Consider the following 22,226-nt stretch of genomic DNA (forward strand, 5'->3'; position numbering starts at 1 on the left):
ACCAGGGCGGACAGTGAGGCTACGGCGACAAGCAGCACATTCTTCAGTCGATAGCTAGTCATGGGAATTGTGCTTCCTGTGTCGAGAGAAATGTGAACTGTTCTTTTTGATTGCAGTTGAGACCAAATGTCGGACTTGGACCAACCGAATTAGTCGTAGACCGGGCGGGAGATATAAGCAGATAAAATCGCTGATTTCAAACAACTGATGTTGCCATTTTTGGGTAACCGCCATTCTGTGTATTTAGGTAACACCTTTTTCGCCGCAGGTAACGCTTTCCCGAGAATTTACCAACAGTCATGGCCTACGCCTCGTGTATTCAAGAAACGTGTGGGCCGGCGTCTCGCCTTCCCCTGTGTTTTCCTGCCGCGTGACTTCCTCCCACTCATTCCAGTCAACACCCCGCAAAAAGGCGTCGCCCGTGGGCTCTGCGTGCACGCGGGTGAGATAAAGATGACTGGCCCGAGGCAGGGCCAGGGCATAGATCTGGGCGCCACCGATGACCATGAGCTCGTCGCTGCCATCGATAAGCGCGATACTTTCCGCAAGCTCGATGGCGTCGTCGAGGCTTTGTACGCTGCGCACGCCCTCCGCCTGGTAGTCCGGATCCCGGCTGATAACGATGTTAGTCCGTCCGGGGAGCGGCCTGCCGATGGATTCAAAGGTGAGGCGTCCCATGAGGATTGGCTTGCCCATAGTGGTGCGCTTGAAGTGGGCGAGATCTCCGGGCAGATCCCATGGGAGCGCGTTGTTGCGGCCAATCACATCATTATCGGCAGCGGCCACAATCAGGGCGATGGGGAGATCGCTCATACCGCCACCGGCGCCCGAATCGCCGGATGGGGGTCGTAGCCCTTCAGCTCAAAGTCCTCGAAACAGTAGTCGTAGATGCTGTCCGGTTTGCGCAGGATGGAAAGCGTCGGCAGGGGCCGGGGCTCCCGCGACAGCTGCTCCTGCACCTGCTCCATGTGATTGAGATACAAATGGGAGTCACCGGTGCTCACGACAATTTCACCCGGCTCGAGATTCGTCTGCTGGGCCAGCATCATTACCAGTACCGCAAGACTCGCCATGTTAAAGGGGAGCCCCAGGAAACTGTCGCTGGAACGGATGTACAGCTGGGCGGAGAGTTTTCCCTCGGCGACGTAAAACTGATACAGGAGGTGACAGGGAGGGAGTGCCATGCGCCCGGCCCGGGCATTTTCCTGGGGACTGAGAGATTCATCGGGGAGATACTCAACGTTCCAGGCATGGAACAAAATCCGCCGGCTGTCCGGACGATGGCGCAAACAGTCCAGGACATATTCGATTTGATCGACCTCGCCGCCATCCTGCGTTGGCCAGGCACGCCACTGCTTGCCATAGACAGGACCCAGATCGCCGGTCTCCGTGGCCCATTCGTTCCAGATACTCACACCGTGCTCCTGCAGCCAGGCGACGTTGGTATCGCCATTGAGGAACCAGATGAGCTCATTGATGATGCTCCGCAGATGGACCTTCTTGGTAGTGAGCAGCGGAAAACCGTCGGCAAGATTGTGGCGAAACTGCCGCCCGAATACGGACAGGGTGCCGGTACCCGTCCGATCCTCCTTGCGTACACCGTTTTCAAGAATATCCTTCAGCAGGTCGTGGTACTGGCGCATGAACGCTCCCCTATCGTGTTGACGCTGGCTTGGCGGCTCGCCGGTAGGCAAACCACAGCATGTAAAGTCCCAGCAGTATCATCGGAACACAAAGTATCTGCCCGCGGGTCATCCACCCGAAAGCCTGAATGCCCAGGTGAGCATCGGGCTCACGAAAAAACTCCGCGGCGAAGCGCAGCAAGCCGTATCCCAGGGCAAACACCCCGGATACCGCCCAGGTCGGTCGCGGCCGGCTGCTGAACCAGAAGAGAATCGCGAAGAGCAGCAGGCCCTCCAGGGCAAACTGGTACAGCTGGGACGGATGACGGGCAATCTGCAGGGGATCCCGGGGAAACACCATCGCCCAGGGAACATCGGCGGCCCGACCCCACAACTCCTGACCGATAAAATTACCGATACGCCCGAGGGCGAGTCCCACAGGCGCGAGAGGCGCCACAAAATCCAGCAGAGGCCCGAAGGCAATTTTTTGCCGGCGGGCATACCAGAAGGTCGCAATGATCACACCGAGCATGCCTCCATGGAAGGACATTCCTCCTTCCCACACCCGCAGCAACCAGCTGGGATCCTGGGCGAGACGCTCACCCCCATAAAAAATCGCATAACCCATACGCCCCCCGAGGACCACGCCCAGAGCGGCATAAAACAGCAGATCATCCACCTGCTCCCGGGCCACCGGTGAGTCCGGACGACGGCTGCGCCTCGCGGCCAGGCCCCAGGCGAAAGCCAGTCCTGCGAGATAGGTCAGGCCGTACCAATGAATCTGCAGAGGCCCCAGGGCAACGGCGACGGGATCAATTTCGGGGTAAGTCAGCATGGTTTTGGCGCTTCAAGGGAACTCGGGCAGGGTTTTCTGACAAGGTTTTTCAACAGGGTACTATGTCGCATCGGGCTGCAAAAAACTGTAAACGCGCCCTGCAGACTCTGCCAGCGGCATACCCTGGGTTTGGCGGCAAGCCGCGAGACCCGCATTATCGGGCAGCGTCAGATGATGTACAAACAATGCGAGTAACGGTCCCATGTGTTTGATAGTTTTTGCCTGGCGGCAGCACCCCTCCGCGTCGCTGCTTCTGGCGGCCAACCGCGACGAATTTTATGAGCGCCCGACAAAGGCCGCCGCCTACTGGAGCGATGCACCGCAAGTGCTGGCCGGTAGAGACCTCCAGGCGGGAGGTACCTGGCTGGGCGTCAGTCACAGCGGCCGTTTTGCGGCCATCACCAATATCCGCGACCCCGCGGCGGAAGACGGTCAAGCGCTGCGCTCCCGGGGAGAACTCACTACAGATTTCCTCACCGACACCCAAGGGCCCGGTGACTATCTCGCGGACGTCGCGAGGCGCAGAGGTGAATACCAGGGCTTCAACCTTCTGGTCGGTGATCAGGAGGGCCTGTGGTACCTCCACGGTAACAGCGATGAGCGCTCGGAGCCTCAGGCGCTGGCACCGGGCATCTACGGCTTGAGCAACGCAGCGCTGGACGTGCCCTGGCCAAAGGTGCAGCGGGCGCGTCATCGTTTGAGGGATGCTATGACAAACACGCAGCTCCCCGATCACGAAGCACTGAGAGCATGTCTCAATGATCGAAGTCTTGCCGACCCCGAGTCGCTGGAAAAACAGAATCTCTTTGGCACCATGGCTCGGCAACTATCAGCGCAGTTCATTGTCACGCCCCGTTACGGCACCCGCTGTTGCACAACACTCCGGCAGCACGCAGACGGAGCACTGGAGTTTCAGGAGCAGCGCTTTGACAGCCGGGGAGAGCTCCAGGGCACGGAAGTCTTTGCGCTCAACACCCGATCGAAGGCCTAATCGATGGGCGCTGGGACCATCTGCTGCAGGTCGCGCTCATGGAAAAACGTACTGAGACGCGCCTCCACTGCCTGCCCGCTATCCATCTGACGCACTTCCGCAAGGAGCGCCCGGGCGTCACTGGCGGTAATGGAACGCAAGGCATGTTTCACCCGGGGCAAACTGGTGACGTTCATGGACAGCACGTCGTAACCCATGGCCAGCAGGAGCACCGCCGCCATGGGGTTACCCGCCAGCTCGCCACAGATACTCACCTGCTTACCTTCGGCCCGCGCGCCCTCGGCGACCTGTATGAGAGCCTCCAAAAGTGCCGGATGGAAGGCGTGGTAGAGGTCTGACACCCGCGCGTTGTTGCGGTCCACCGCCAGCAGGTACTGGGTCAAATCGTTACTCCCTACGGACAGAAAATCGACCCGACGCGCCAGCGCCCGGGCCTGGTAGATCGCAGAGGGCACCTCTACCATCACCCCGATGGGCGGCATGGGAACGCTCAGACCTTCCTCTTCAAGCTCCCGGTGACTGCGGTGAATAAGGCCCAGGGCCTCCTCGAGCTCGGGGATATTGCTGATCATGGGGAGCATGATGCGCAGGTTGCCCAGGCCCTCATTGGCCTTGAGCATGGCACGCACCTGGGCCAGGAGTATTTCCGGGTGATCGAGGGTGACGCGTATACCCCGCCAGCCAAGGAAGGGGTTTTCCTCGTCGATGGGGAAGTACGGCAGTGCTTTATCCCCGCCCACATCCAGGGTGCGCATGGTTACCGGCCGGGGGGCAAAAGCCTCCAGCTGCTCCCGGTAAATCTGTCGCTGCTCCTCCTCCGAGGGGAAGCGCTCACGCATGAGAAAAGGCACCTCCGTCCGGTAGAGACCCACGCCCTCCGCACCGCGCTCCAGAGACCGCGCAACATCGGCCATGAGTCCGGTGTTCACCCACAGAGTGAGACGGTGGTCATCCAAGGTAACGCAGGGTAAATCGCTGAGGCTCTCGAGCCCCTTGTTGAGCTCCGCATCCTGGTCTGCAATCACCTGAAAGCGCCGGATACCCGCCGCCGTGGGATTGAGGTGAACATTGCCGTTATAACCATCCACAACGACGGACATATCCCGAAGACGTTTGTAGGGTAAATCCACAGCGCCCATCACCGTGGGAATACCCATGGCGCGGGCAAGGATCGCAACATGAGAGTTGCTTGAGCCGCGCACGGAGATCAGGCCCACAAGGCGGTCCCGGGGAATCTCTCCCAGCATGGAGGCCGTGAGCTCCTCACTCACCAGAATAGTTTTTGCGGGAAACTCGTGATTATCCCGTTGATCGGCCTGCAGATAGCCCAATACCCGCTCACCGAGGTCCTTCACGTCCACGGCGCGCTCCCGGAGATAGCTGTGCTCCATGGCTTCAAAGTGTCGGATGTGCTCGATCATCACCTGGGCCAGAGCACCCTGAGCCCACACGCCAGATTTGATGAGCGACGCCACTTCGCCGCCGATGCGCGAATCATCAAGAATACCCATGTACACATCAAAGAGCGCGAGATCTTCCGGGCTGAGCTTGTCCCGGAGATTTTCCGCCACGGACTCAATATCGATGCGCACCTGGGAAAGAGCCTGCTTGAAAGCACGAAGCTCTCTGCGGCGATCATCACTGGACTGGCGGGGCACTGCGTAGAGGTCCGCCACCGGAGACATCACAACGGCGGTGCCAATGGCGATGCCCGGTGCGCCGGGCACACCGCTGATACGCGCGTAGGTGCTGTCACGCTCGGGACTACTCTCATCGGGCACTTCACCCGTGACCCGGGCGTGGGCAATGGCCCCGGAGAGCTGCGCGGACATGGTGACCAGAAAAGCCTCTTCCGCTTCGTCAAAGCGGCGGCGGCGCGCCTGCTGTACCACCAATACACCGAGCACGTCCCGCTGGTGAATGATGGGCACCCCCAGGAAGGCGTGAAAGGATTCTTCGCCAATGCTTGGCAGTAACTGAAAGTTTGGATGCAGCTCGGCATCTTCGAGGTTGACCGGTTCCCCCCGCTCGGCAACCAGGCCCACGAGGCCCTCGCCGGGCGCCAGAGACAGATGTCCTACCTGCGAGGCATTGAGCCCTTCGGTGGCCCGAAACACGTAGCGGGTTTCGTTGCGGCCGCGGATGTAAACGCTGCAGACCTCCGTGCCCATGGCCATGCGGACCCGGGAAACAATGATGCCCAGCACTTCATCAAGGGACTCGGCCGCGTTGACCTCAAGGACAATATTGCGCAGGACTTCAAGCATGCTCAGCGATCCTGCCTGCCGGGTGCCAGGCGACTCAGCAACGGCACAGCGAGTTCCTTCAACGCCCGGCGGTACACCTCGCGCTTGAAATAAACCACCTGGTTCAGGGGATACCAGTAGGAGACCCACTGCCAGTGATCGAATTCCGGTTTAGCATTGTGCGACAGACTCACGGCGTCATCGGGGGCCAGCATGCGCAGCAGGTACCACTTCTGCTTTTGACCGATGCACAGGGGTTGCTGCCCCTTGCGCTGATACTGTTTGGGGAGTCGGTAACGCAGCCAGCCCCGGGTGCTGCCGAGCAGTTCCACATGTTCGGGGCCCAGTCCCACCTCCTCTTCCAGTTCGCGATACAGCGCTTCCTCCGGGTTTTCACCATCATTGACCCCCCCCTGGGGAAACTGCCAGGCGTCGCGACCACCCACTCGACGCGCCCATAGAAGCCGCCCGTCATCATTGGTGATGACGATACCGACATTGGGCCGAAAGCCCTGCGCATCGATCATGAGTACTCTGTCCGGAGTGACAAGGAATCGCCGATTGTTCCACAAATATGTGCAACTGAGAATTGCTACGCTTTTGCGTGGTCGGCTACCCTTGCCTCCGGGGCCTTTGATCGCCCCTCTGGGCGCGCATTTTCAGACGCACCTTCGGCGGCATACCAGCGGCATTCCAAACCACAGCAGGACCGGCCATGACCCTCGCAATTTTTGACCTCGATAACACGCTCATCGCCGGCGACAGCGACCATCTCTGGGGGGAGTTTCTGTGCACCGAGGGTTTGGTGGATGCACAGAGCTTCAGGGCAGGCAACGAAAAATTCTATGCGGACTACCAGCGCGGCGAACTCGACATTGACGCCTACCTGGCCTTCGCCCTGGCGCCACTGGCCGGGCGCAGCCTCGACACTCTTAAAAAACTGCAGGCAAAGTTTATCGGGGAATGTATCAGCCCCATTATGCTCCCCGCCGCCACGGCGCTTATTGAAAAGCACCGTCACCGCGGCGATCGCCTGCTGATTATCACGGCGACCAATGAGTTCGTCACAACTCCCATCGCCAGGGAACTGGGCATCGATGAGTTACTGGGCTGTGCCGTAGAGATTGAGGATGGTCTGCTCACCGGCAGACCCACGGGCACGCTGACCTACCGGGACGGCAAGGTGAAGCGTCTCAAGGAATGGTTGATTCAGGAAGACGAAACGCTGGAGGGCGCCTGGTTCTACAGTGACTCCCACAATGATCTTCCCTTGCTGGAAGTGATCGAGAACCCCGTCGTTGTGGATCCGGACCCCAGTCTTGCGGCCATTGCCGCAGAGCGCGACTGGCCGCAGATCAGTCTCCGCGATTAGCGCCCCGCCTCCGCGCTAGTCTTCGTCAGCGCAATGGGCCTGGTAGGCCTCGGCATCCATGAGCAGGGTCTGTACTTCTTCGAGGTCCTGGGGCTGCACGCGAAAAAACCAGCCATCGTGATAGGCGTCGCTGTTGACGGTTTCCGGCGCGTCTTCCAGTGCGCTGTTAACCGCAACCACCGTACCCGTAATGGGCGCGTAGATATCAGACGCTGCTTTTACGGATTCCACCACGCCCGCCTCGTCACCGGCGGCAAGCTCGGCGCCCTCTTCGGGCAGCTCTACAAAGACCACGTCGCCGAGGGCTTCCTGGGCGTGATCGCTAATACCCACGGTCACGGTGCCGTCATCTTCCACCCGTGCCCACTCGTGACTGCGGGCAAACCGCAACTCTGGAAGAACCTGACTCATTGACCTACCCCTGAAAAGAAAAAGCGTATTCTAGCCGCGGTCCGGGAAAACTCAACGCCGCTCCATTGGAAACTTCAGCCGACGCCCATGGCCTGACGAATGATCCGGCGCTTCACCCGCGGCATGCCGGCGAGGGCATGCATTCCCGTGTTCCGCAGCCAGCGCAGGGGCGGTGCGTCCTGCTCAAAGAGGCGCTTGAAACCGTCCATGGCTGCCATCATCGCCAGATTGTCCCCTTTACGGCGCCGCTGATAGCGCGAGAGCACATCTACCCGTCCAGGATGCAGACCCCGGCCCATGGCGGCGTTTAATTCTTCTGCCAGTACCTGCACATCCGCAAGACCCAGGTTGATTCCCTGTCCCGCAAGGGGATGAATGGTATGCGCAGCATCACCTACCAGGGCGACGCCGGGGAGCACATAGTCCACCGCGTGCCGCTGACGCAAAGGGAAGGCCTTTCGCGGCGCACAGGCCGTGACCTGACCCAACACATATTCACTGGCGTTGCCCAGGGCGTCCGCAAAAGCCGCATCATCCAGGGCGAGCAGGTCGTCGGCCAGATGCTCCTCGATGGACCAGACGATGGAACAGAGTCGATCATCGGGACTATCCAGCGGTAGCAATGCCAGGGGCCCGGACTGTAAGAACCGTTGCCAGGCCGTGTCCTCATGGCCCTGCTCAAAGGCCACGGTGGTAACAATGGCCCGATGCCCGTATTCCCATTCCCGGGTGCGCATGCCCAGCAGTTGGCGCGTGGGGGAGAGCGCACCATCCGCCGCAATGAGCAAGCCGCAGCGTAAGCGCCTACCGTCCTCAAGCACCAACAGGGTTTGCCGGGCTTCGTCACCGGTGTCCAGAGACTGACTGTGCTCGATGGTAGCAAGGCGGGCGGGGGCCAATACGCGCAGACCGCCCAGGCCCTGTACCCGCTGCGCGAGCGCTGCGGTGATGACGCGATTTTCGACGATGCTCCCAAGAGAATTGGCGGATACCTCCCGGGCATCGAACTCGATACGTCCGGTGCCCTCAGCGTCCCAAACGGTCATGTGACGGTAAGGACAGCTGCGAGCAGCTTCGATGGCCGGCCAGGCGCCGAGCTCCTGTAAAAACTCGATGGAACGGGGTGTGAGCGCACTCACCCGCGCATCATAGTCCGCGGGTGCGGTGCCGCCGGGGGCTGCGGGCTTGGGCAGCTCCCGGGCCTCCAGTATCGCTACCGAGCGACCGGCACCTGCCAGCGCCGCGGCGGCGGCGAGGCCCGCTATACCAGCACCGACGATGGCGATGTCAGTGTTGATGTCGATGTCGACAAGGTCTTCCTGGGTATCAACCATGACGCTCCTCCAGCGCCGCCATACCGGCCGCCTGCTGCACAAATTCGTAACGAAGCAGCGGAAACATATCCATACCCGACAGCGCCAGATCACGACCCAGCGATAACAGCGGATCATTGACCATGAACAGCCTGGGCAGCCCATCACTCGCGGCGATGGTCTGGGCCTGATCCCGCTGCCGATCCCGGGAATAGCCAGCCAGTAAATGGGTATCACCGACGGCCGTACCCTCGGGCACAGCCTTTACCAGGGTCTGGCTCAGAGCCGCCGCATCGCGAAGAGCCAGGTTAAAACCCTGGCCGGCCACCGGGTGCAGGGCATGCGCCGCATTGCCCAGCACCACGCAGCCACGGCGAACCTGCTCCACGGCCTCGGTCAATGCCAGGGGATAGCTGTGACGATCACCCACGCGCTCCACCCGGCCCAGACGATAGCCAAAGGCATCGATCAGAGCCCGGGAAAAGGCGTTGTCGTCGGCTATTTCCATAGCCGCGGCTTCGGCGGGCTCCAGAGTCCAGACCAACGCCATACGATGAGCAGCCTGGTCCGAAGGCGGGAGGGGCAGCAGCGCAAGCGGTCCGGTGGCGGTAAAACGCTCATAGGCACAGCCACCGTGGTCTTTTTCAAAGGCCAGATTGGCGATAAGCGCGCTTTGCCCGTAGCTTTTACGCTGGGTTAAAAACCCCAGCTTGCTCCGTAAGCTGGAGTCGGCGCCGTCGGCAATGACCAGTAAGTCTGCGTCCAGCTCTTCGTCCGTAAGCTGCACCCGGACTCCCGGCCCCGCGGGCGTCGCATCGGTCACCCGGTCAGGGCAACGCAAGGTAATCCGTGGACATTCGTGGGCCGCGGCGAGCAGCGTACGCCCGAGGCAGGGGTTTTCTACCACCCACCCCAGGGCATCCCATCCCTGCTCCTCGCTGGACAGCAGGCTGCTGCCAAAGCGGCCGCGACGGGAGACGTGAATCTGATTGATGGGGGCGAGGCCCGGCAGCAGCGGTGTCCAGAGACCCAGCTCCCGGTAGAGCGTCGCCGTGCTGTAGCTGAGGGCCGTCGAGCGGGCGTCAAAGGACGGGTGGTAATCCGATGGAGCCCCGCCGGGCGCCGGCAATGCGCGGCCCTCAACAACGGTGATGATCGGCTCACCGGGGAGTTCCTCGTGGAGCAGCAGCGCCAGGCTCAGACCCACCATGCCACCACCGGCAATGACAATATGGTTTCCGTCGACGCTCAAGCCATCCATTCCTCTATCTCGTCACAGCTACGGGGCAGGCCTTTGCTGAGCAGCTCGTAACCCTCTTCGGTAATCACCACGTCATCCTCGATTCTAATCCCAATGCCTCGCCAGGGGGCGGGAACATCCTGATTGTCGGGAGAGACATAGATGCCCGGCTCCACCGTCAGCGCCATCCCCGGCTCCAGCTGTCGCCACTCGCCGCCGGGGCGGTAATCTCCCACGTCGTGTACATCCAGGCCCAGCCAATGCCCCACGCGGTGCATGTAAAAATCCTGGTAGGCCCCCTCCTCGATCAGCCGGCTCACGTTGCCACGGAGCAATCCCAGCTCCACAAGCCCGCAGGTAATGACATCGACAGTAGCAGAATGTGCAGCGTTCCAGTCTCGGCCGGGAGCCAGGGCCTCAAAGGCGGCCTCCTGGGCGGCGCGGGTCAGTTCATAGAGAGCCCGCTGCCGCTTGCTAAAGCGACCGCTCACGGGAAAAGTACGGGTAACGTCCGCCGCGTAGCCGCGATATTCGCAACCTGCATCGATGAGCACCAGATCGCCGCGCCGGAGCTTTTGCTGGTTACTGATGTAGTGCATGGTGCAGGCATTGGCACCGCCCGCGACGATACTGGGATAGGCGGCATGCCGGGCTCCGTGGCGGGCAAACTCATGGAGCAGCTCTGCCTCGAGCTCAAATTCATGCATCCCCGCCCGGCATTGACGCATGGCGCGGCGGTGAGCCAGCGCCGTGATCGCGGCAGCCTGGCGAAGCTGGCGGATTTCCGCCGCAGACTTGTAAAGCCTCTGCTCGTGCAAAAGATGATCGAGATCCGTGAACTCCCCCGGGGGAGCAGCACCTGCGGCCACCTTGCTTCGAATACTGTTGACCCAGGCCATCACCCGGGTATCGAATTCGCGACTGCGCCCCATGGAATAGTAGACGCGATCGCGGCCCTCAATTAAACCGGGCAGAATGTCGTCAATATCCGAAAGGGGGAAGGCGTCATCGGCATCAAACCGTTCGCAGGCTGCCTCCTCACCCACGCGCTCCCCGTGCCAGAGCTCTTCCACGGGGTCTTTTTCATGGCAGAAAAGCACAAACTCCCCATGCTCGCGCCCCGGAAGAAAGACGGCGACGGCATCGGGCTCCGGAAATCCGGTGAGGTAATGAAAATCGCTGTCCTGGCGGAAGGGAAACTCCGTATCGCGACTGCGGGTCGCCACAGAAGCCGCTGTGACAATGGCAATGCTGTTGTACTCAAGCATACCCAGCAGGTGATGGCGTCGCCGGCGGAAGTCACTCCTCGGGACGTTGGCGACGCGTTCCGAAAGCTCTGGGTCCGATAGCGACTGGGCTTCCGTCATTCCTTGGTCAGTTAACCGTCATGAGCCAGGGAAGCGGGCGCATCCCCGCCGACGCCGGCGTCCAGCATGACATTCATCGCCGCCACCCGCAGGTACTCGTACAGCTCGTAATAGGCTTCTTCCGCCGCGTTGCTGTCTTCGTCCTCGTCATCATCGATGGCAGCTTGAGAAATTGCGGCAAAATCCCGCAGGGCTTCGGCGCTGTCGGGAAGCACAGCCTCGCCCTGGCCTTCGGACTTTACCCGGGCCTGGGCATAGCCACTAAGAAAGCCGCGACACCACTGGGCCATGGCTTCAATGCGCTGAGAGAGCTCCAGCTCGTCCTCAGGGAGAAGCGGCTGAAAGTCGAAGGAGCCTTCATTGATACTCTCAACGGCAAGGTTGCGCAGCGTCCCCACTGCATCGGCCAGGGAGCCGTGCAGCGAAAGATCCAGGGCCTGCTCGAGCTCTGCAAGCAGCGCCTCTTCGCCACCGCGCAGGCCCCCACCAAGAAGACCACAAAGACAGCCGTGCAATTCTGCCGGAGACAGCATTTCGCCCTGCTCCAGCAGAGAATTTGCGAGCTCATCAAAAAATCCCGCAATGGAGTCGGTCGGATGCGGATCAAAAATAGACAATGTGATTTCCCATGCGCGTTTGCGCCGTTGACCTGCCTGAATACGAACCCTATAGTGCCGACAACCCTCGGCGTCGCGCAAGTCATGTCTGCATGTCTGATGATGTTCTGAAAACTCTGGAAGACAAGATCGATCAACTCATCGGTCTGTGCGCCCAGCTCAATCTCGAAAATCAGGCTCTCAAGCAGGAGAACCTGAATTTTCAGCAGGAGCGCAGGGATCTCATTGCGAAGAACGACCTGGCCCGCGCCCGCGTAGAAGCCACCCTGCAACGTCTGCGCAGCATGGAGGCGGCATCATGAGCGCCAGCACTTTTTCTGTCACCATCCTCGAAAAAGAGTACCAGGTCGCCTGCCCTAAAAATCAGCAGGCCGATCTGCTTTTGTCTGCACGACACCTGGATGAGCAAATGCGCGCCATCCGGGCCACCGGTAAGGTTATCGGTCTGGAACGCATCGCGGTGATGGCGGCACTGAATATCAGCCATGAGTTGCTTCAGGCCCGCAATGGCGTTGCCTCCGATAACACAGATAGCGGTACCAACAGCGACAATAAAGGCGACACTGACGCGAAAGCACTTGATGCGACGGACACAGCAAGCCTGTCGGGCCTCAACGCCAAGCTCGATGAAGCGCTTCATCAACTCCGTCAGCTCGAAATAGGCTGATCAGATACCTCGGGCGCTGCGTGAAGCGCTCGTCAGATACGCTATACTTGTCCCCGGTCCCTGGTGCATTTGCCAGACATTCAGTCCTCGAGCCGATAAAGTATTAACCGGGGGTGACCGATGATGTTGGTGTGCAAGTCCGGCATGACCGGGAAGCCTGATACGTCACGGAAGCCACCACCTTGAACCTATCGGGTTCAAGGGCCGTACCGTCAGCGGTGCTCCGGGTACCGATTTTATGCCAGCTTTTATGCGGGCGTTGAAGCCAGCTATGCGCTCTCAAGATTCGCGACAAGCCTGCCGTTCTCGCCTCCGCGAAAAACGCCGCGCTGTTTCCCAGTCCTACGCACAACAGGCCGGCGAGCGCGTTGCCGACATCCTGAGCAACAGCACCCTTTGGAGGGCAGAGAACATTGCTCTCTATCTCGCCAACGATGGCGAATTAGATACCACAATTATTGCCAGAACCGCACGGTCGGCGGGCAAGCGCCTTTATCTTCCAGTAATCTCAGCGAAGACCATGGAGTTTTGTGAATGGCAGGCCGGAGATCCGCTCCGGCCAAATCGCTTCGGCATCGGTGAACCTTCGGGGGAGCCCGTTGCAACGGAGCTTCTTCAACTGGTACTGATCCCCACGGTCGGCTGGACCACCGAGGGATTTCGACTGGGCATGGGTGGCGGCTATTACGATCGGTTTTTCGAGAGTGAGCGGGCGGCGGGAGCGAAACGCGTAGGGCTCGCCTATGACTGCCAGCGCGATGATGCCTTACAGCAATTAAAGGAAAACTGGGATCAGGCTCTGGACGCCGTGGTGACAGAGAGTAGTATCAGGCGCTTTAATTAGACAGGGTTTAGTTGCTCAGGGCGTCCTCAGGATTTGCTTAGGCAGGCCTGAATCAAGTTAGCCCTGGCTAGCGCTCCAGAACCACACCTGCTTGCAGCGGTGACGGCGGTACTGCCACCGAGGAGTTCGCGGATACAGGCAGCATCAAGGTGATCACCACACCCAGCCCAAAGACGGCGGTGAGGACTAACAACATATCAGGTCGCTGTTTCACGATAGTTTCCGTTTTCTCAAGTGTATTCCTGTTGCTTTTCGCGTCGCTTCACATTGCGTCACGTAAATCGCGTAGGGCGCAGACAGGAATTTTGTGTGACTTTTTTGTTACTAAGTCACGAATATGTCATGGAATACTTGACAGAGCAAGACGTTTGCAAAGATGGGCGCTGGGGAATTAAAGACAGGCGTTGGGAAATTAGTGGCCGCTATCGGGGGCACCGAGGTACAAACGGTAGGCCGCGTTGTCTGTTTCATCCCAGTAACGATAGCCAATAGCGTCCAGGCAGGCGCGCGCGTCGGCGCGTTCTTTCGGGCCCACCTGCATACCCACGAGGATTCTTCCGTAGGCAGCACCGTGGTTGCGATAGTGGAAAAGAGAGATGTTCCAGCGCTGCCCCAGACCCGAGAGAAACTTCAACAAAGCCCCGGGCCGCTCGGGAAATTCCACGCGGTACACCCGTTCGCCACCCACATCTTTCGGCGCGAGCCCTCCCACCATATAGCGGATGTGCAGCTTTGCCATTTCGTTATCAGTGAGGTCTTCACACTCGTAGCCTTCCCCGGCCAGTTGAGTAATAAGCACATTGAGATCATCGCCGCCGGGCTCCACGGTCAAACCCACGAACACCCGGGCATCCTTGGCGCTGCTGTAGCGATAATTAAACTCCGTGATGTTCCGACGGCCGATGCTGCTGCAGAACTTTCGGAAGGCACCGGGCTTTTCCGGAATGGTCACGCTAATGACCGCCTCGCGCTTTTCCCCAATTTCCGTGCGCTCCGAAATATAACGCAGGCGGTCAAAGTTGGTGTTGGCGCCACTGAGCACCGCCAGCAACTGCTGTCCCTCCACGCCCTCGCGCTCCACGTACTTTTTGAGACCCGCCAGCGCCAAAGCGCCGGCGGGCTCAGCGATACCGCGGGTGTCTTCAAAGATGTCCTTGATCGCCGCGCACATCTCATCGGTGCTCGCGGTGATCACCTCATCGACGGTGTCACGAATAACCCGAAAGGTTTCCTTGCCTACCTGAGCCACAGCGCAGCCATCGGCAAACAGTCCCACCTCGGGCAAAGTCACCCGTCGACCACGCTCCAGGGCGGCTTTCAGACAGGCCGCATCCTCAGGCTCGACACCGATAATCTTTGTCTTGGGCCAGACGTAGCGGATATAGGCGGCCATACCTGCAAGAAGACCACCGCCGCCCACCGGGACAAACACCGCATCCAGAGGCTCCTGATGCTGGCGCACAATCTCCATGCCCACGGTGCCCTGACCGGCGATGACATCCGGATCGTCAAAGGGGTGCACATAGGTAAGACCTTTTTCTTCCATCAGCTTTTTCGCATGGCTGGAGGCCTCGTCGAAATTGTCCCCGTGCAACACCACGTGGGCGCCGCGACTGCGGACGGCATCCACCTTGATGCTCGGCGTGGTTCGGGGCATGACGATAGTTGCAGACACGCCCATACGCTGGGCAGCCATCGCCAAACCCTGGGCGTGATTCCCTGCGGACGCTGCTATGACGCCCCGCTCCCGCTGCGCCGGGCTCAGGCGGTGCATCTTGTTGTAAGCACCACGAAGCTTGAAGGAGTAGACCGGCTGCAGATCCTCGCGCTTCAACCACACACTGTTATTAAAGCGCTTGGAAAGGAGCAGTGCCTGATCCACAGGCGTCTCCCGCGCCACGTCATAAACGCGCGCGTCGAGGATCCGCTTGATGTAGGACTCAGGCATAGGGACTCAGCCAATAATAAAACGCGCATAGTAATGCAGCGGCAGCCCAGTTGCAGCCGACGTTTTGGGAAGTCTTACACCCAGTGCGGGAAAGATTCTGCGGCCGGGCCTCCCGGCGATCATCCCCCGCAGGTACACTGACACCCGTACTCACTTCAATAATCCCGGAGAAGCCCATGGACCAGGACCATCTCAAGCTCAGCGTTGCCCGGGCTGCTCTGGATATTGTTCAACCCGGACTGGAGTCCGACACTATTCTGGGCATCGGCACAGGCTCCACGGCAAACATGTTTATCGACCTCCTTGGAGACGTCTCCCATCTCTTTGATGGAGCGGTTGCCAGCTCAGAAGCCAGCGCCGAGCGCCTCAAATCGCATAATATCCCCGTCTATGACCTGAACGCCGTCGACCGGATATCGGTCTATGTGGATGGTGCCGACGAGTGCAACGAAGCCCTGCAGCTGATTAAAGGGGGCGGTGCGGCCCTTACCCGGGAAAAAATTGTCGCGGCGGTGGCCGCAGAGTTCATCTGTATTGCCGACGAGAGCAAATGGGTGCCGGTCCTTGGGGCGTTCCCCCTGCCGGTGGAGGTTATTCCCATGGCCCGCAGTCATGTTGCCCGGGAGATCGTAAAACTGGGTGGAGACCCGATACTCCGCGAGGGCGTGCTCACGGACAACGGCAACGTGATCCTGGATGTCTACAATTTCTCTATCGCCCAACCTCTGGCTATGGAGGCCAGAATCAACGGCATCGTAGGCGTTGTCTGCAACGGTCTTTTTGCCCTGCGACCCGCGGACCGCCTGCTGCTGGGAACCGCGGAGGGCGTGCGGGATATCAAGCGTCCAGAATCTTCCCCGGATTCATAATCCCCGCCGGATCAAAGACGCGCTTGAGCTGCGCCATCAGGCTGATCTCCGCCTCGCCGCGACTGAAACCGAGGTAAGGTTTTTTCAACAATCCCACGCCGTGCTCCGCCGAAATACTACCCCCGTGACGGGCCACCGATTCAAATACACCCTGGCTGACAGCGCCACAGCGAGCCTGGAATTCTTCCATGTCCATTGCGTCGGGCTTGAGAATATTCAGGTGCACATTACCGTCGCCGATGTGGCCAAACCAGATGATCTCAAAATCAGGATAGTTAGCGCCAACTATCTCCTCAACCTCTGAAAGTAGTGACGGTACGCGAGAAACTGTCGTGGAGATATCGTTTTTGTAGGGACTCCAGCGAGAGATCGTTTCCGAGATATCCTCCCGTAAGCGCCACAGGGTTGTGGCCTGGGCAAGGCTCTGACTCATCACGCCATCCTCTACCCACCCGGCCTCAACACAGTGCTCAAAGCATTCCATGGCGGCGCCCTCGGCGGCATCGTCCGGCTTTTCAAACTCCAGCAGCGCGTAGTACTGCGTAGCGGTGGCAAAGGGCCGCGACAACCCCTGATGCTCGATCACTTTTGCGAGGGCTTCTTCAGAGAAAAACTCGAAGGCCTCGAGACGTACCCGGTCGCGGAACGCTCTAAGGACCTCCATGATGGATGACATATCCGGTGTGCCCAGAACCATTACCGCGCGCTCCGCTGGTTGCGCTTCCAGACGCATGGTCGCCTCGACAATGATACCGAGGGTGCCCTCGGAGCCAATCATGAGATGGCGCAAATCGTAACCGGCATTGTTTTTAATGAGACCACGATTCAGATCCAACAGCTCGCCGGTGCCGGTAACAACTTTGACTCCGGCGACCCAGTCCCGGGTCATGCCATAGCGAATCACCTTGATGCCCCCGGCATTGGTGGCGATATTTCCGCCAATCTGGCTGGAGCCGCTGGACGCAAAATCCACGGGATAAAAAAGACCCTGCGCCTCGGCGAATTCCTGGAGCTGCGCGGTCACCACGCCCGCCTCACAGCGCACGGTGCGATCCGTGGCATCGAAGTCCGAGATAGCATTCATGCGATCCAGGGCAATCACCAGTTCGCCCTTGGCTGCCACCGCCCCCGCCGACAGGCCGCTGCGGCCTCCGGAGGGGACCAACGCCACCTGCTCATCACGGGCCCAGCGCACAATAGCCTGTACTTCCTCTAAGGACGATGGCAGCACCACCGCGGCGGGATTGGGCTGATAAACGCGCGTCCAGTCCCGCCCGTAATTCTGGCGGGACTCTTCATCGGTACGCAGGGCTTTTGGACCCACCAGCGCTGCCAGTGACTCGAGTTGGGTTGGGCTTAGCACGGGTTCTCCGGAGACTCTCTTGAGGTCAATATTCGGGGCAATTCTAAAGGGTTTGCGAACCCAAAATGCCGGGTTGGCGTATGCTACCATGCGCCGCCGCGTCGCTCCGGCACGGCTTTTATCGCCTTAAAACACCCCGCAGAGTTCTCCGAACAGAGTTATCCAAACATGGCACAGCAATCCCTCGAGAAAAACAAAATCCGCATTCTGTTGTTGGAGGGTGTGCACCCCTCGGCCATTGAGACCCTCAACCGTGCGGGTTACTTCAACATCGAACACCACAGTAAGTCCCTCCCTGCTGAGGAGCTGAAGGCCGCGATCGCCAAGGCGCATTTTGTGGGTATCCGCTCCCGCACCCAGCTCAGCGAGGAGATATTGAACGCGGCGCCGAAGCTCATCGCCATCGGCTGTTTTTGTATTGGCACCAATCAGGTGGATCTCGACGCTGCGACGCGCCGGGGCATAGTGGTCTTTAACGCGCCGTTCTCGAACACGCGCAGCGTCGCCGAGCTGGTGATTGCCGAAGCGATTTTGCTGTTGCGGGGCTTACCGGCCAAAAATGCGGCAGCGCATCGAGGCGAGTGGCAGAAGTCCGCAGCGAACTCTTACGAAATACGCGGCAAACGTCTGGGCATTATTGGTTACGGCAACATCGGCATGCAGCTGGGCGTCATTGCCGAGGGCCTGGGTATGCAGGTGCAGTTTCACGATGTGATTAATCGCCTCCCCCTGGGTAACGCGCAGCAGGTGCTGAGCCTGGACTCATTGCTGGCCAACTCCGACGTGGTGAGCCTCCATGTTCCCGAGACAAGCGCCACAGCAAACATGATCGGCGAGCGGGAACTGGCCCTTATGCCGGCGGGCAGCATCCTCATCAACGCCTCCCGCGGCACCGTGGTGGATATTGATGCTCTTGCCGCAGCGCTGGAGAGCGGGCACATCAGTGGCACGGCGATAGACGTATTCCCCGTGGAGCCCCGGTCCAATGACGATGAATTTCTGTCGCCCCTCCGGGACTACGACAATGCCTTTCTCACCCCCCACGTGGGCGGCAGCACCATGGAAGCGCAGGCTAATATCGGCGGTGAAGTTGCCGAGAAACTGTCCCGCTATTCTGACAACGGCACGACCACAAGTTCGGTTAATATGCCAGAGGTGGCGTTGCCGGAGCATGAAGACAGCCACCGCTTACTCCATATTCACCGGAACGTTCCGGGCGTTATGGGTGCAATTAACAACATTTTTTCAGACATTGGCGTCAATATTGCCGCACAATACCTGCAGACCAATGAGCACGTGGGTTATGTGGTTATCGACATTGATGCTGAATATTCGGAAGTCGCCCTCGAAAAACTGACGGCGCTGGAAACTACATTACGGTGTCGGGTACTGTTTTAAACAAGGGCTGGAATAGTGTTTTTGCATTGAGCGTCGGCTCTTTCAAACGCTGTTTCGCCACGTTCACGCTGGGTTTCACTGCAGCGGCCTCAGGTGTTTTTGCACCACTGTTTGCACCACTGTCTGTCGCACAATTTGTCGACGGTGATGGCACCCAGTGCTGCTCCTCCTTAAATCCCCAATATCCTGCGCCCACCTATTATGGCGCAAGCATGTTCCGCGAAGATGATCCCCGTGCCGCGGCAAAGTTTCTCATTGCCGAGCCCCTGGACCCGCCGGCGTCCTCAAAAGACCTTATGGAAATCCTCGAGCAGCAGGAACTGGACGACGGGCCCATGTCCCCTGCGCTGGCCCCTACGCTGGAAAACCTCGGTGCCGCCTACCTTGCAGAGGGCCGCGAGCGAGAAGCGCTGAAAGCCTTCAGTCGGGGTGTTCATCTTGCGCGCGTTAACGGCGGGCTCTACACCCCGACCCAGATCGCCATGCTAGAGCAGATTATTGCCATCCATGTACGCGATGGAAACTACGCAGCGGCAGATGACCAGCAGGCGTACCTCTACAGGGTAAAACGCTTTAGAAAGCAGCATGCGGGCAACGACGAACTGCGTGAGGCCACGCTGCGCTACGCGGACTGGATGCGCGGCGTGTACCTGGGCGACATTGACTACCAGCGGTTCCCAAGACTCGTGGGTATCAACGACCTCTACGACGAGGCCATCGACGAGATCGTTGCAGACCAGGGCGAAACCAGCCCGGAGCTCCTCAACTATCTGGACGGTAAAATCGCCCTTTCCTATTTAGTATCCGTGTATCCCGGAGAGCGAGAGACGGGCTTCCGAGCCTCCGCGGCGCCCCTGGCAGGCTTTGATGTCGCCAGCGAAGCACAACTGCGCTTCTGGCGGTTACAGGAGAACAACTTCCGCTACGGTCTGGAGTCGCTGCAACGCAAGGAAAAGGTCATCGCAGCAAAACCGAATAGCAGCGCCGAGGATCGGGCCGATGCGCATCTCGCCATTGCCGATTGGTACCAGTGGCATCGCAGGTACGCGCCGGCGATACGCATCTACAAAGAAGCCTGGGCTATTATGGCGGGGCAGCCCGACAGCGAAAACTGGTTCAAGAGAGCCTTTGGAGAACCTCTGGAACTGCCGGAAGAAACGGTCTTTAATCCCGGCGCTGTGCCGGTAGGTACCACAACACTGGCGGAGGTGGTTATTGACTTCTCTGTTTCACGGCATGGCGAAGCTGTAAATATCGACATCTCTACAGATGCAATCGGTGAAGAAGCCAAGTCCGCCAAGAACCGCGCCTATAAATACCTGCGCAGCATACGCTTCAGACCCAGGCTTGAAGATGGCAAAGTCGTAACGGCGGAGAATATGCACCGAACCTATAAAATAAGGTACTAACCATGGCGGCGAGTGCTGACCTGAAACAAGTCATCGTTGAATCACAGACCCTGCTGCGCCAGGGCGACGCGCGTGGGGCGCTGGCTTATCTGCAAAGCCTGGCGACGCAACTGGGCGGTCACGTCGACTTTCATATGAATGTCGCCATTGCCCATCGCAATCTGGGGCAGCTGTCTTTCGCCATCGAAGCACTGAACGCCGCGCTGGCTATCGACCCCTATGCCTTTATGCCCATGCTGTCCAAGGGGGCCATCCTTGAACAGATGGGTGATTTGAGAAGCGCCGCCCAGGTCTACAAGGACGTATTGCGGATAGCCCCCGGTGACGCAGAACTCCATGACTCCCTGCGGCCACCCCTGGCCCGCGCTCAGGAAGTGGTGGACGAACAGGCTGCGGCAATGGCCGCGCATTTTCGTGACACGCTGGGTCCGCTGATGCGTGAACAGGGGAGCGAGTCCCTGGCGCGCTTTGAAGAATGCATGGATGTGGTAGCCGGCGTAAAGCGAGTTTACAACGCGGAGCCCGTGCAGGTGCATTACCCCCGCCTCCCCGCGATACCGTTTTTTGATCGCAGTTATTTTCCCTGGTTTGAGACCCTGGAGGCCGCCACGGAAACGATTCAGGGCGAACTCAAATCACTCATGGAAGAGGGCATGCCCGGATTCAAACCCTATGTGCAATACGCTCCGGGTACACCGGAGAACCAGTTCAAACCGCTGAACCACTCGGACAACTGGAGTTCACTGTGGCTGTGGAAGGATGGTCAGCCTCAAAAGGAAGCCATGGCCCGGTGCCCCGAAACCACCGCAGTGCTCGAACAGCTCCCCCTGGCCGATCAACCGGACTTTGCGCCGACGGCGCTGTTCTCAGCGCTTGCACCGCGCACGAAGATACCGCCCCACACCGGTTCTACCAATACCCGGTTGCTGGTGCACCTCCCATTGGTGTTACCCGGGCCTGCGGGTTTTCGTGTGGGTAATGAAACACGGGAATGGCGCATCGGTGAAGCCTGGGCCTTTGACGACACCATTGAGCACGAAGCCTGGAACGACGCCGATGAAACGCGTGTGATCATGATCTTTGATATCTGGAATCCCCTGCTGAGCGCCGCTGAGCGCCGCATGGTATCTGCGCTGCTGGGTACCCATCGGGACTGGCTGGCGGGTGCGGGGTAACAAGTCAGTCTCTCTTTATGCGAAGCACCAGGCTCCTACAGGATTCCCTCTTTACTTAAACGCTCCTTTAGCGCGTCAAAACCTTGCCCTGCCCGCGCCGCCACGCCAATAGATTCTGTGTGCAAGGGCGGCAGTGCTTTGGATACGCTTAGCATCGGATTGAGCGTCTCCACATCGGGATCCAACAAACCCACCTCGTAATCCAAATCACAAAAGCTGAGCATGCGTCGTGCCTCTGCCTCGGAGTCAGATACAAGAGCCTCGTAGCTCACATCGAGAATTTGATTCGGAAACAGCCCATGCCAATGCTGCATCTGGGCACGGTAGCTGAGGTAGTAGTTTGCCAACTCTTCAAGACCATAGGAGTAGCTGTGCGCACCAAAGATCAGCGTCTTGAAAATCGAGTAACAGGTATCCAGGGGGTCACGATGCACATGAATTATGCGCGCGCCGGGAAGAGCCGTAAGAATGTGTCCGCAATAAAGAAAATTATGGGAAGTGCAGTCGACAAAACGCGGGCCGTCGCCAAGCCGGTCCCG

The 22,226-nt window shown here is 59.4% G+C and carries 23 protein-coding genes and 1 other RNA gene; 10 read left to right on the forward strand and 14 right to left on the reverse strand.

Annotated elements, in window-relative coordinates:
- Window positions 1-297 precede the first annotated feature (297 nt).
- The 3 genes from ACTG3T_RS12930 to lgt are packed head-to-tail and all read right to left on the reverse strand — an operon-like array spanning window position 298 to window position 2,457.
- Entirely contained in the window at window positions 298-813 is a 516-nt protein-coding gene (locus ACTG3T_RS12930; protein WP_439102696.1) for a dihydrofolate reductase, read from the reverse strand.
- Window positions 810-1,643, reverse strand: a complete 834-nt coding sequence (locus ACTG3T_RS12935; RefSeq protein ID WP_439102697.1) for a thymidylate synthase — start codon at window positions 1,641-1,643, stop codon at window positions 810-812. Before ACTG3T_RS12935 ends, ACTG3T_RS12930 begins: the two co-directional genes overlap by 4 nt.
- A gap of 10 nt (window positions 1,644-1,653) precedes the next feature.
- Window positions 1,654-2,457, reverse strand: a complete 804-nt coding sequence (gene lgt / locus ACTG3T_RS12940) for a prolipoprotein diacylglyceryl transferase (RefSeq protein WP_439102698.1) — start codon at window positions 2,455-2,457, stop codon at window positions 1,654-1,656.
- A 202-nt stretch (window positions 2,458-2,659) separates the two neighbouring features.
- Between lgt and ACTG3T_RS12945 the strand changes: the two genes are divergently transcribed.
- A complete protein-coding gene (locus ACTG3T_RS12945; RefSeq protein ID WP_439102699.1) occupies window positions 2,660-3,448 on the forward strand; it encodes an NRDE family protein in 789 nt (262 codons plus the stop codon).
- On the opposite strand, the gene ptsP is transcribed toward ACTG3T_RS12945, so the two are convergent.
- Both ptsP and ACTG3T_RS12955 read right to left on the reverse strand, forming a co-directional pair.
- Window positions 3,445-5,715, reverse strand: coding sequence for a phosphoenolpyruvate--protein phosphotransferase (gene ptsP / locus ACTG3T_RS12950; RefSeq protein WP_439102700.1), 2,271 nt, complete (start codon window positions 5,713-5,715; stop codon window positions 3,445-3,447). The two genes, ACTG3T_RS12945 and ptsP, sit on opposite strands and share 4 nt — an antisense overlap.
- A 2-nt stretch (window positions 5,716-5,717) precedes the next feature.
- A complete protein-coding gene (locus ACTG3T_RS12955) occupies window positions 5,718-6,221 on the reverse strand; it encodes an RNA pyrophosphohydrolase (protein WP_439102701.1) in 504 nt (167 codons plus the stop codon).
- Window positions 6,222-6,409: 188 nt separating this feature from the next.
- On the opposite strand from ACTG3T_RS12955, the gene ACTG3T_RS12960 reads away from it, so the two are divergent.
- Window positions 6,410-7,066 (forward strand): HAD family hydrolase, encoded by a 657-nt coding sequence (locus ACTG3T_RS12960; RefSeq protein WP_439102702.1) that lies wholly within the window; start codon window positions 6,410-6,412, stop codon window positions 7,064-7,066.
- A gap of 15 nt (window positions 7,067-7,081) precedes the next feature.
- Here ACTG3T_RS12960 and gcvH read toward each other — a convergent pair whose 3' ends face one another.
- The 5 genes from gcvH to ACTG3T_RS12985 form a co-directional block, all read right to left on the reverse strand.
- Window positions 7,082-7,477, reverse strand: a complete 396-nt coding sequence (gcvH, locus tag ACTG3T_RS12965) for a glycine cleavage system protein GcvH (RefSeq protein ID WP_439102703.1) — start codon at window positions 7,475-7,477, stop codon at window positions 7,082-7,084.
- Window positions 7,478-7,551: 74 nt separating this feature from the next.
- The gene (locus ACTG3T_RS12970) at window positions 7,552-8,811 is read right to left on the reverse strand and encodes a UbiH/UbiF/VisC/COQ6 family ubiquinone biosynthesis hydroxylase (protein WP_439102704.1); all 1,260 of its coding nucleotides are present in this window, start codon (window positions 8,809-8,811) and stop codon (window positions 7,552-7,554) included.
- Window positions 8,804-10,051, reverse strand: a complete 1,248-nt coding sequence (gene ubiH, locus ACTG3T_RS12975; RefSeq protein ID WP_439102705.1) for a 2-octaprenyl-6-methoxyphenyl hydroxylase — start codon at window positions 10,049-10,051, stop codon at window positions 8,804-8,806. Before ubiH ends, ACTG3T_RS12970 begins: the two co-directional genes overlap by 8 nt.
- The gene (gene pepP, locus ACTG3T_RS12980) at window positions 10,039-11,397 is read right to left on the reverse strand and encodes a Xaa-Pro aminopeptidase (RefSeq protein WP_439102706.1); all 1,359 of its coding nucleotides are present in this window, start codon (window positions 11,395-11,397) and stop codon (window positions 10,039-10,041) included. Before pepP ends, ubiH begins: the two co-directional genes overlap by 13 nt.
- 11 nt (window positions 11,398-11,408) lie before the next feature.
- Window positions 11,409-12,014, reverse strand: coding sequence for a UPF0149 family protein (locus ACTG3T_RS12985; RefSeq protein WP_439102707.1), 606 nt, complete (start codon window positions 12,012-12,014; stop codon window positions 11,409-11,411).
- Window positions 12,015-12,106: 92 nt separating this feature from the next.
- Here ACTG3T_RS12985 and ACTG3T_RS12990 point away from each other — a divergent pair, with 92 nt between their 5' ends.
- The 4 genes from ACTG3T_RS12990 (at window position 12,107) to ACTG3T_RS13005 (ending at window position 13,525) form a co-directional block, all read left to right on the forward strand.
- A complete protein-coding gene (locus tag ACTG3T_RS12990; RefSeq protein WP_008293487.1) occupies window positions 12,107-12,316 on the forward strand; it encodes a TIGR02449 family protein in 210 nt (69 codons plus the stop codon).
- A complete protein-coding gene (locus tag ACTG3T_RS12995) occupies window positions 12,313-12,681 on the forward strand; it encodes a cell division protein ZapA (protein ID WP_439102708.1) in 369 nt (122 codons plus the stop codon). The genes ACTG3T_RS12990 and ACTG3T_RS12995 overlap by 4 nt, the downstream gene beginning before the upstream one ends.
- Window positions 12,682-12,735: 54 nt before the next feature.
- Window positions 12,736-12,915, forward strand: a non-coding RNA gene (ssrS, locus tag ACTG3T_RS13000) — 6S RNA.
- 37 nt (window positions 12,916-12,952) lie between these two features.
- Window positions 12,953-13,525, forward strand: a complete 573-nt coding sequence (locus ACTG3T_RS13005) for a 5-formyltetrahydrofolate cyclo-ligase (protein ID WP_439102709.1) — start codon at window positions 12,953-12,955, stop codon at window positions 13,523-13,525.
- 67 nt (window positions 13,526-13,592) lie between these two features.
- Here ACTG3T_RS13005 and ACTG3T_RS13010 read toward each other — a convergent pair whose 3' ends face one another.
- Together ACTG3T_RS13010 and ilvA are read right to left on the reverse strand one after the other, a co-directional pair.
- Window positions 13,593-13,739: a hypothetical protein gene (locus ACTG3T_RS13010; RefSeq protein ID WP_439102710.1), complete on the reverse strand. Its 147-nt coding sequence runs from the start codon at window positions 13,737-13,739 to the stop codon at window positions 13,593-13,595.
- Between the two features lie 198 nt (window positions 13,740-13,937).
- Window positions 13,938-15,473 (reverse strand): threonine ammonia-lyase, biosynthetic, encoded by a 1,536-nt coding sequence (gene ilvA, locus ACTG3T_RS13015; RefSeq protein WP_439102711.1) that lies wholly within the window; start codon window positions 15,471-15,473, stop codon window positions 13,938-13,940.
- A 176-nt stretch (window positions 15,474-15,649) separates the two neighbouring features.
- Between ilvA and rpiA the strand changes: the two genes are divergently transcribed.
- A complete protein-coding gene (rpiA, locus tag ACTG3T_RS13020) occupies window positions 15,650-16,342 on the forward strand; it encodes a ribose-5-phosphate isomerase RpiA (RefSeq protein ID WP_439102712.1) in 693 nt (230 codons plus the stop codon).
- Here the strand turns inward: rpiA and ACTG3T_RS13025 are convergent.
- A complete protein-coding gene (locus ACTG3T_RS13025; protein WP_439102713.1) occupies window positions 16,311-17,705 on the reverse strand; it encodes an FAD-binding oxidoreductase in 1,395 nt (464 codons plus the stop codon). The genes rpiA and ACTG3T_RS13025 overlap by 32 nt on opposite strands.
- A 168-nt stretch (window positions 17,706-17,873) precedes the next feature.
- On the opposite strand from ACTG3T_RS13025, the gene serA reads away from it, so the two are divergent.
- The 3 genes from serA to ACTG3T_RS13040 are packed head-to-tail and all read left to right on the forward strand — an operon-like array spanning window position 17,874 to window position 21,687.
- Window positions 17,874-19,103, forward strand: coding sequence for a phosphoglycerate dehydrogenase (gene serA, locus ACTG3T_RS13030; protein WP_439102714.1), 1,230 nt, complete (start codon window positions 17,874-17,876; stop codon window positions 19,101-19,103).
- Window positions 19,104-19,129: 26 nt separating this feature from the next.
- The gene (locus ACTG3T_RS13035; RefSeq protein WP_439102715.1) at window positions 19,130-20,512 is read left to right on the forward strand and encodes a hypothetical protein; all 1,383 of its coding nucleotides are present in this window, start codon (window positions 19,130-19,132) and stop codon (window positions 20,510-20,512) included.
- 2 nt (window positions 20,513-20,514) lie between these two features.
- On the forward strand, window positions 20,515-21,687 hold the full coding sequence (locus tag ACTG3T_RS13040) for an aspartyl/asparaginyl beta-hydroxylase domain-containing protein (RefSeq protein ID WP_439102716.1): 1,173 nt from the start codon (window positions 20,515-20,517) through the stop codon (window positions 21,685-21,687).
- Window positions 21,688-21,722: 35 nt separating this feature from the next.
- Here the strand turns inward: ACTG3T_RS13040 and ACTG3T_RS13045 are convergent.
- On the reverse strand, window positions 21,723-22,226 hold a 504-nt coding region (locus ACTG3T_RS13045; protein WP_439102717.1), incomplete at its 5' end, for a sulfotransferase family protein.

The organism is Congregibacter sp., from assembly GCF_965660375.1.
Lineage (GTDB): Bacteria > Pseudomonadota > Gammaproteobacteria > Pseudomonadales > Halieaceae > Congregibacter.

Bases quoted from the DNA above. Each gene is read 5' to 3' on its own strand.
- ACTG3T_RS12930 (WP_439102696.1), bottom strand. From the start codon at position 813: ATGAGCGATCTCCCCATCGCCCTGATTGTGGCCGCTGCCGATAATGAT.
- ACTG3T_RS12935 (WP_439102697.1), bottom strand. From the start codon at position 1,643: ATGCGCCAGTACCACGACCTGCTGAAGGATATTCTTGAAAACGGTGTA.
- lgt (WP_439102698.1), bottom strand. From the start codon at position 2,457: ATGCTGACTTACCCCGAAATTGATCCCGTCGCCGTTGCCCTGGGGCCT.
- ACTG3T_RS12945 (WP_439102699.1), top strand. From the start codon at position 2,660: ATGTGTTTGATAGTTTTTGCCTGGCGGCAGCACCCCTCCGCGTCGCTG.
- ptsP (WP_439102700.1), bottom strand. From the start codon at position 5,715: ATGCTTGAAGTCCTGCGCAATATTGTCCTTGAGGTCAACGCGGCCGAG.
- ACTG3T_RS12955 (WP_439102701.1), bottom strand. From the start codon at position 6,221: ATGATCGATGCGCAGGGCTTTCGGCCCAATGTCGGTATCGTCATCACC.
- ACTG3T_RS12960 (WP_439102702.1), top strand. From the start codon at position 6,410: ATGACCCTCGCAATTTTTGACCTCGATAACACGCTCATCGCCGGCGAC.
- gcvH (WP_439102703.1), bottom strand. From the start codon at position 7,477: ATGAGTCAGGTTCTTCCAGAGTTGCGGTTTGCCCGCAGTCACGAGTGG.
- ACTG3T_RS12970 (WP_439102704.1), bottom strand. From the start codon at position 8,811: ATGGTTGATACCCAGGAAGACCTTGTCGACATCGACATCAACACTGAC.
- ubiH (WP_439102705.1), bottom strand. From the start codon at position 10,051: ATGGATGGCTTGAGCGTCGACGGAAACCATATTGTCATTGCCGGTGGT.
- pepP (WP_439102706.1), bottom strand. From the start codon at position 11,397: ATGACGGAAGCCCAGTCGCTATCGGACCCAGAGCTTTCGGAACGCGTC.
- ACTG3T_RS12990 (WP_008293487.1), top strand. From the start codon at position 12,107: ATGTCTGATGATGTTCTGAAAACTCTGGAAGACAAGATCGATCAACTC.
- ACTG3T_RS12995 (WP_439102708.1), top strand. From the start codon at position 12,313: ATGAGCGCCAGCACTTTTTCTGTCACCATCCTCGAAAAAGAGTACCAG.
- ACTG3T_RS13005 (WP_439102709.1), top strand. From the start codon at position 12,953: ATGCGCTCTCAAGATTCGCGACAAGCCTGCCGTTCTCGCCTCCGCGAA.
- ilvA (WP_439102711.1), bottom strand. From the start codon at position 15,473: ATGCCTGAGTCCTACATCAAGCGGATCCTCGACGCGCGCGTTTATGAC.
- rpiA (WP_439102712.1), top strand. From the start codon at position 15,650: ATGGACCAGGACCATCTCAAGCTCAGCGTTGCCCGGGCTGCTCTGGAT.
- serA (WP_439102714.1), top strand. From the start codon at position 17,874: ATGGCACAGCAATCCCTCGAGAAAAACAAAATCCGCATTCTGTTGTTG.
- ACTG3T_RS13040 (WP_439102716.1), top strand. From the start codon at position 20,515: ATGGCGGCGAGTGCTGACCTGAAACAAGTCATCGTTGAATCACAGACC.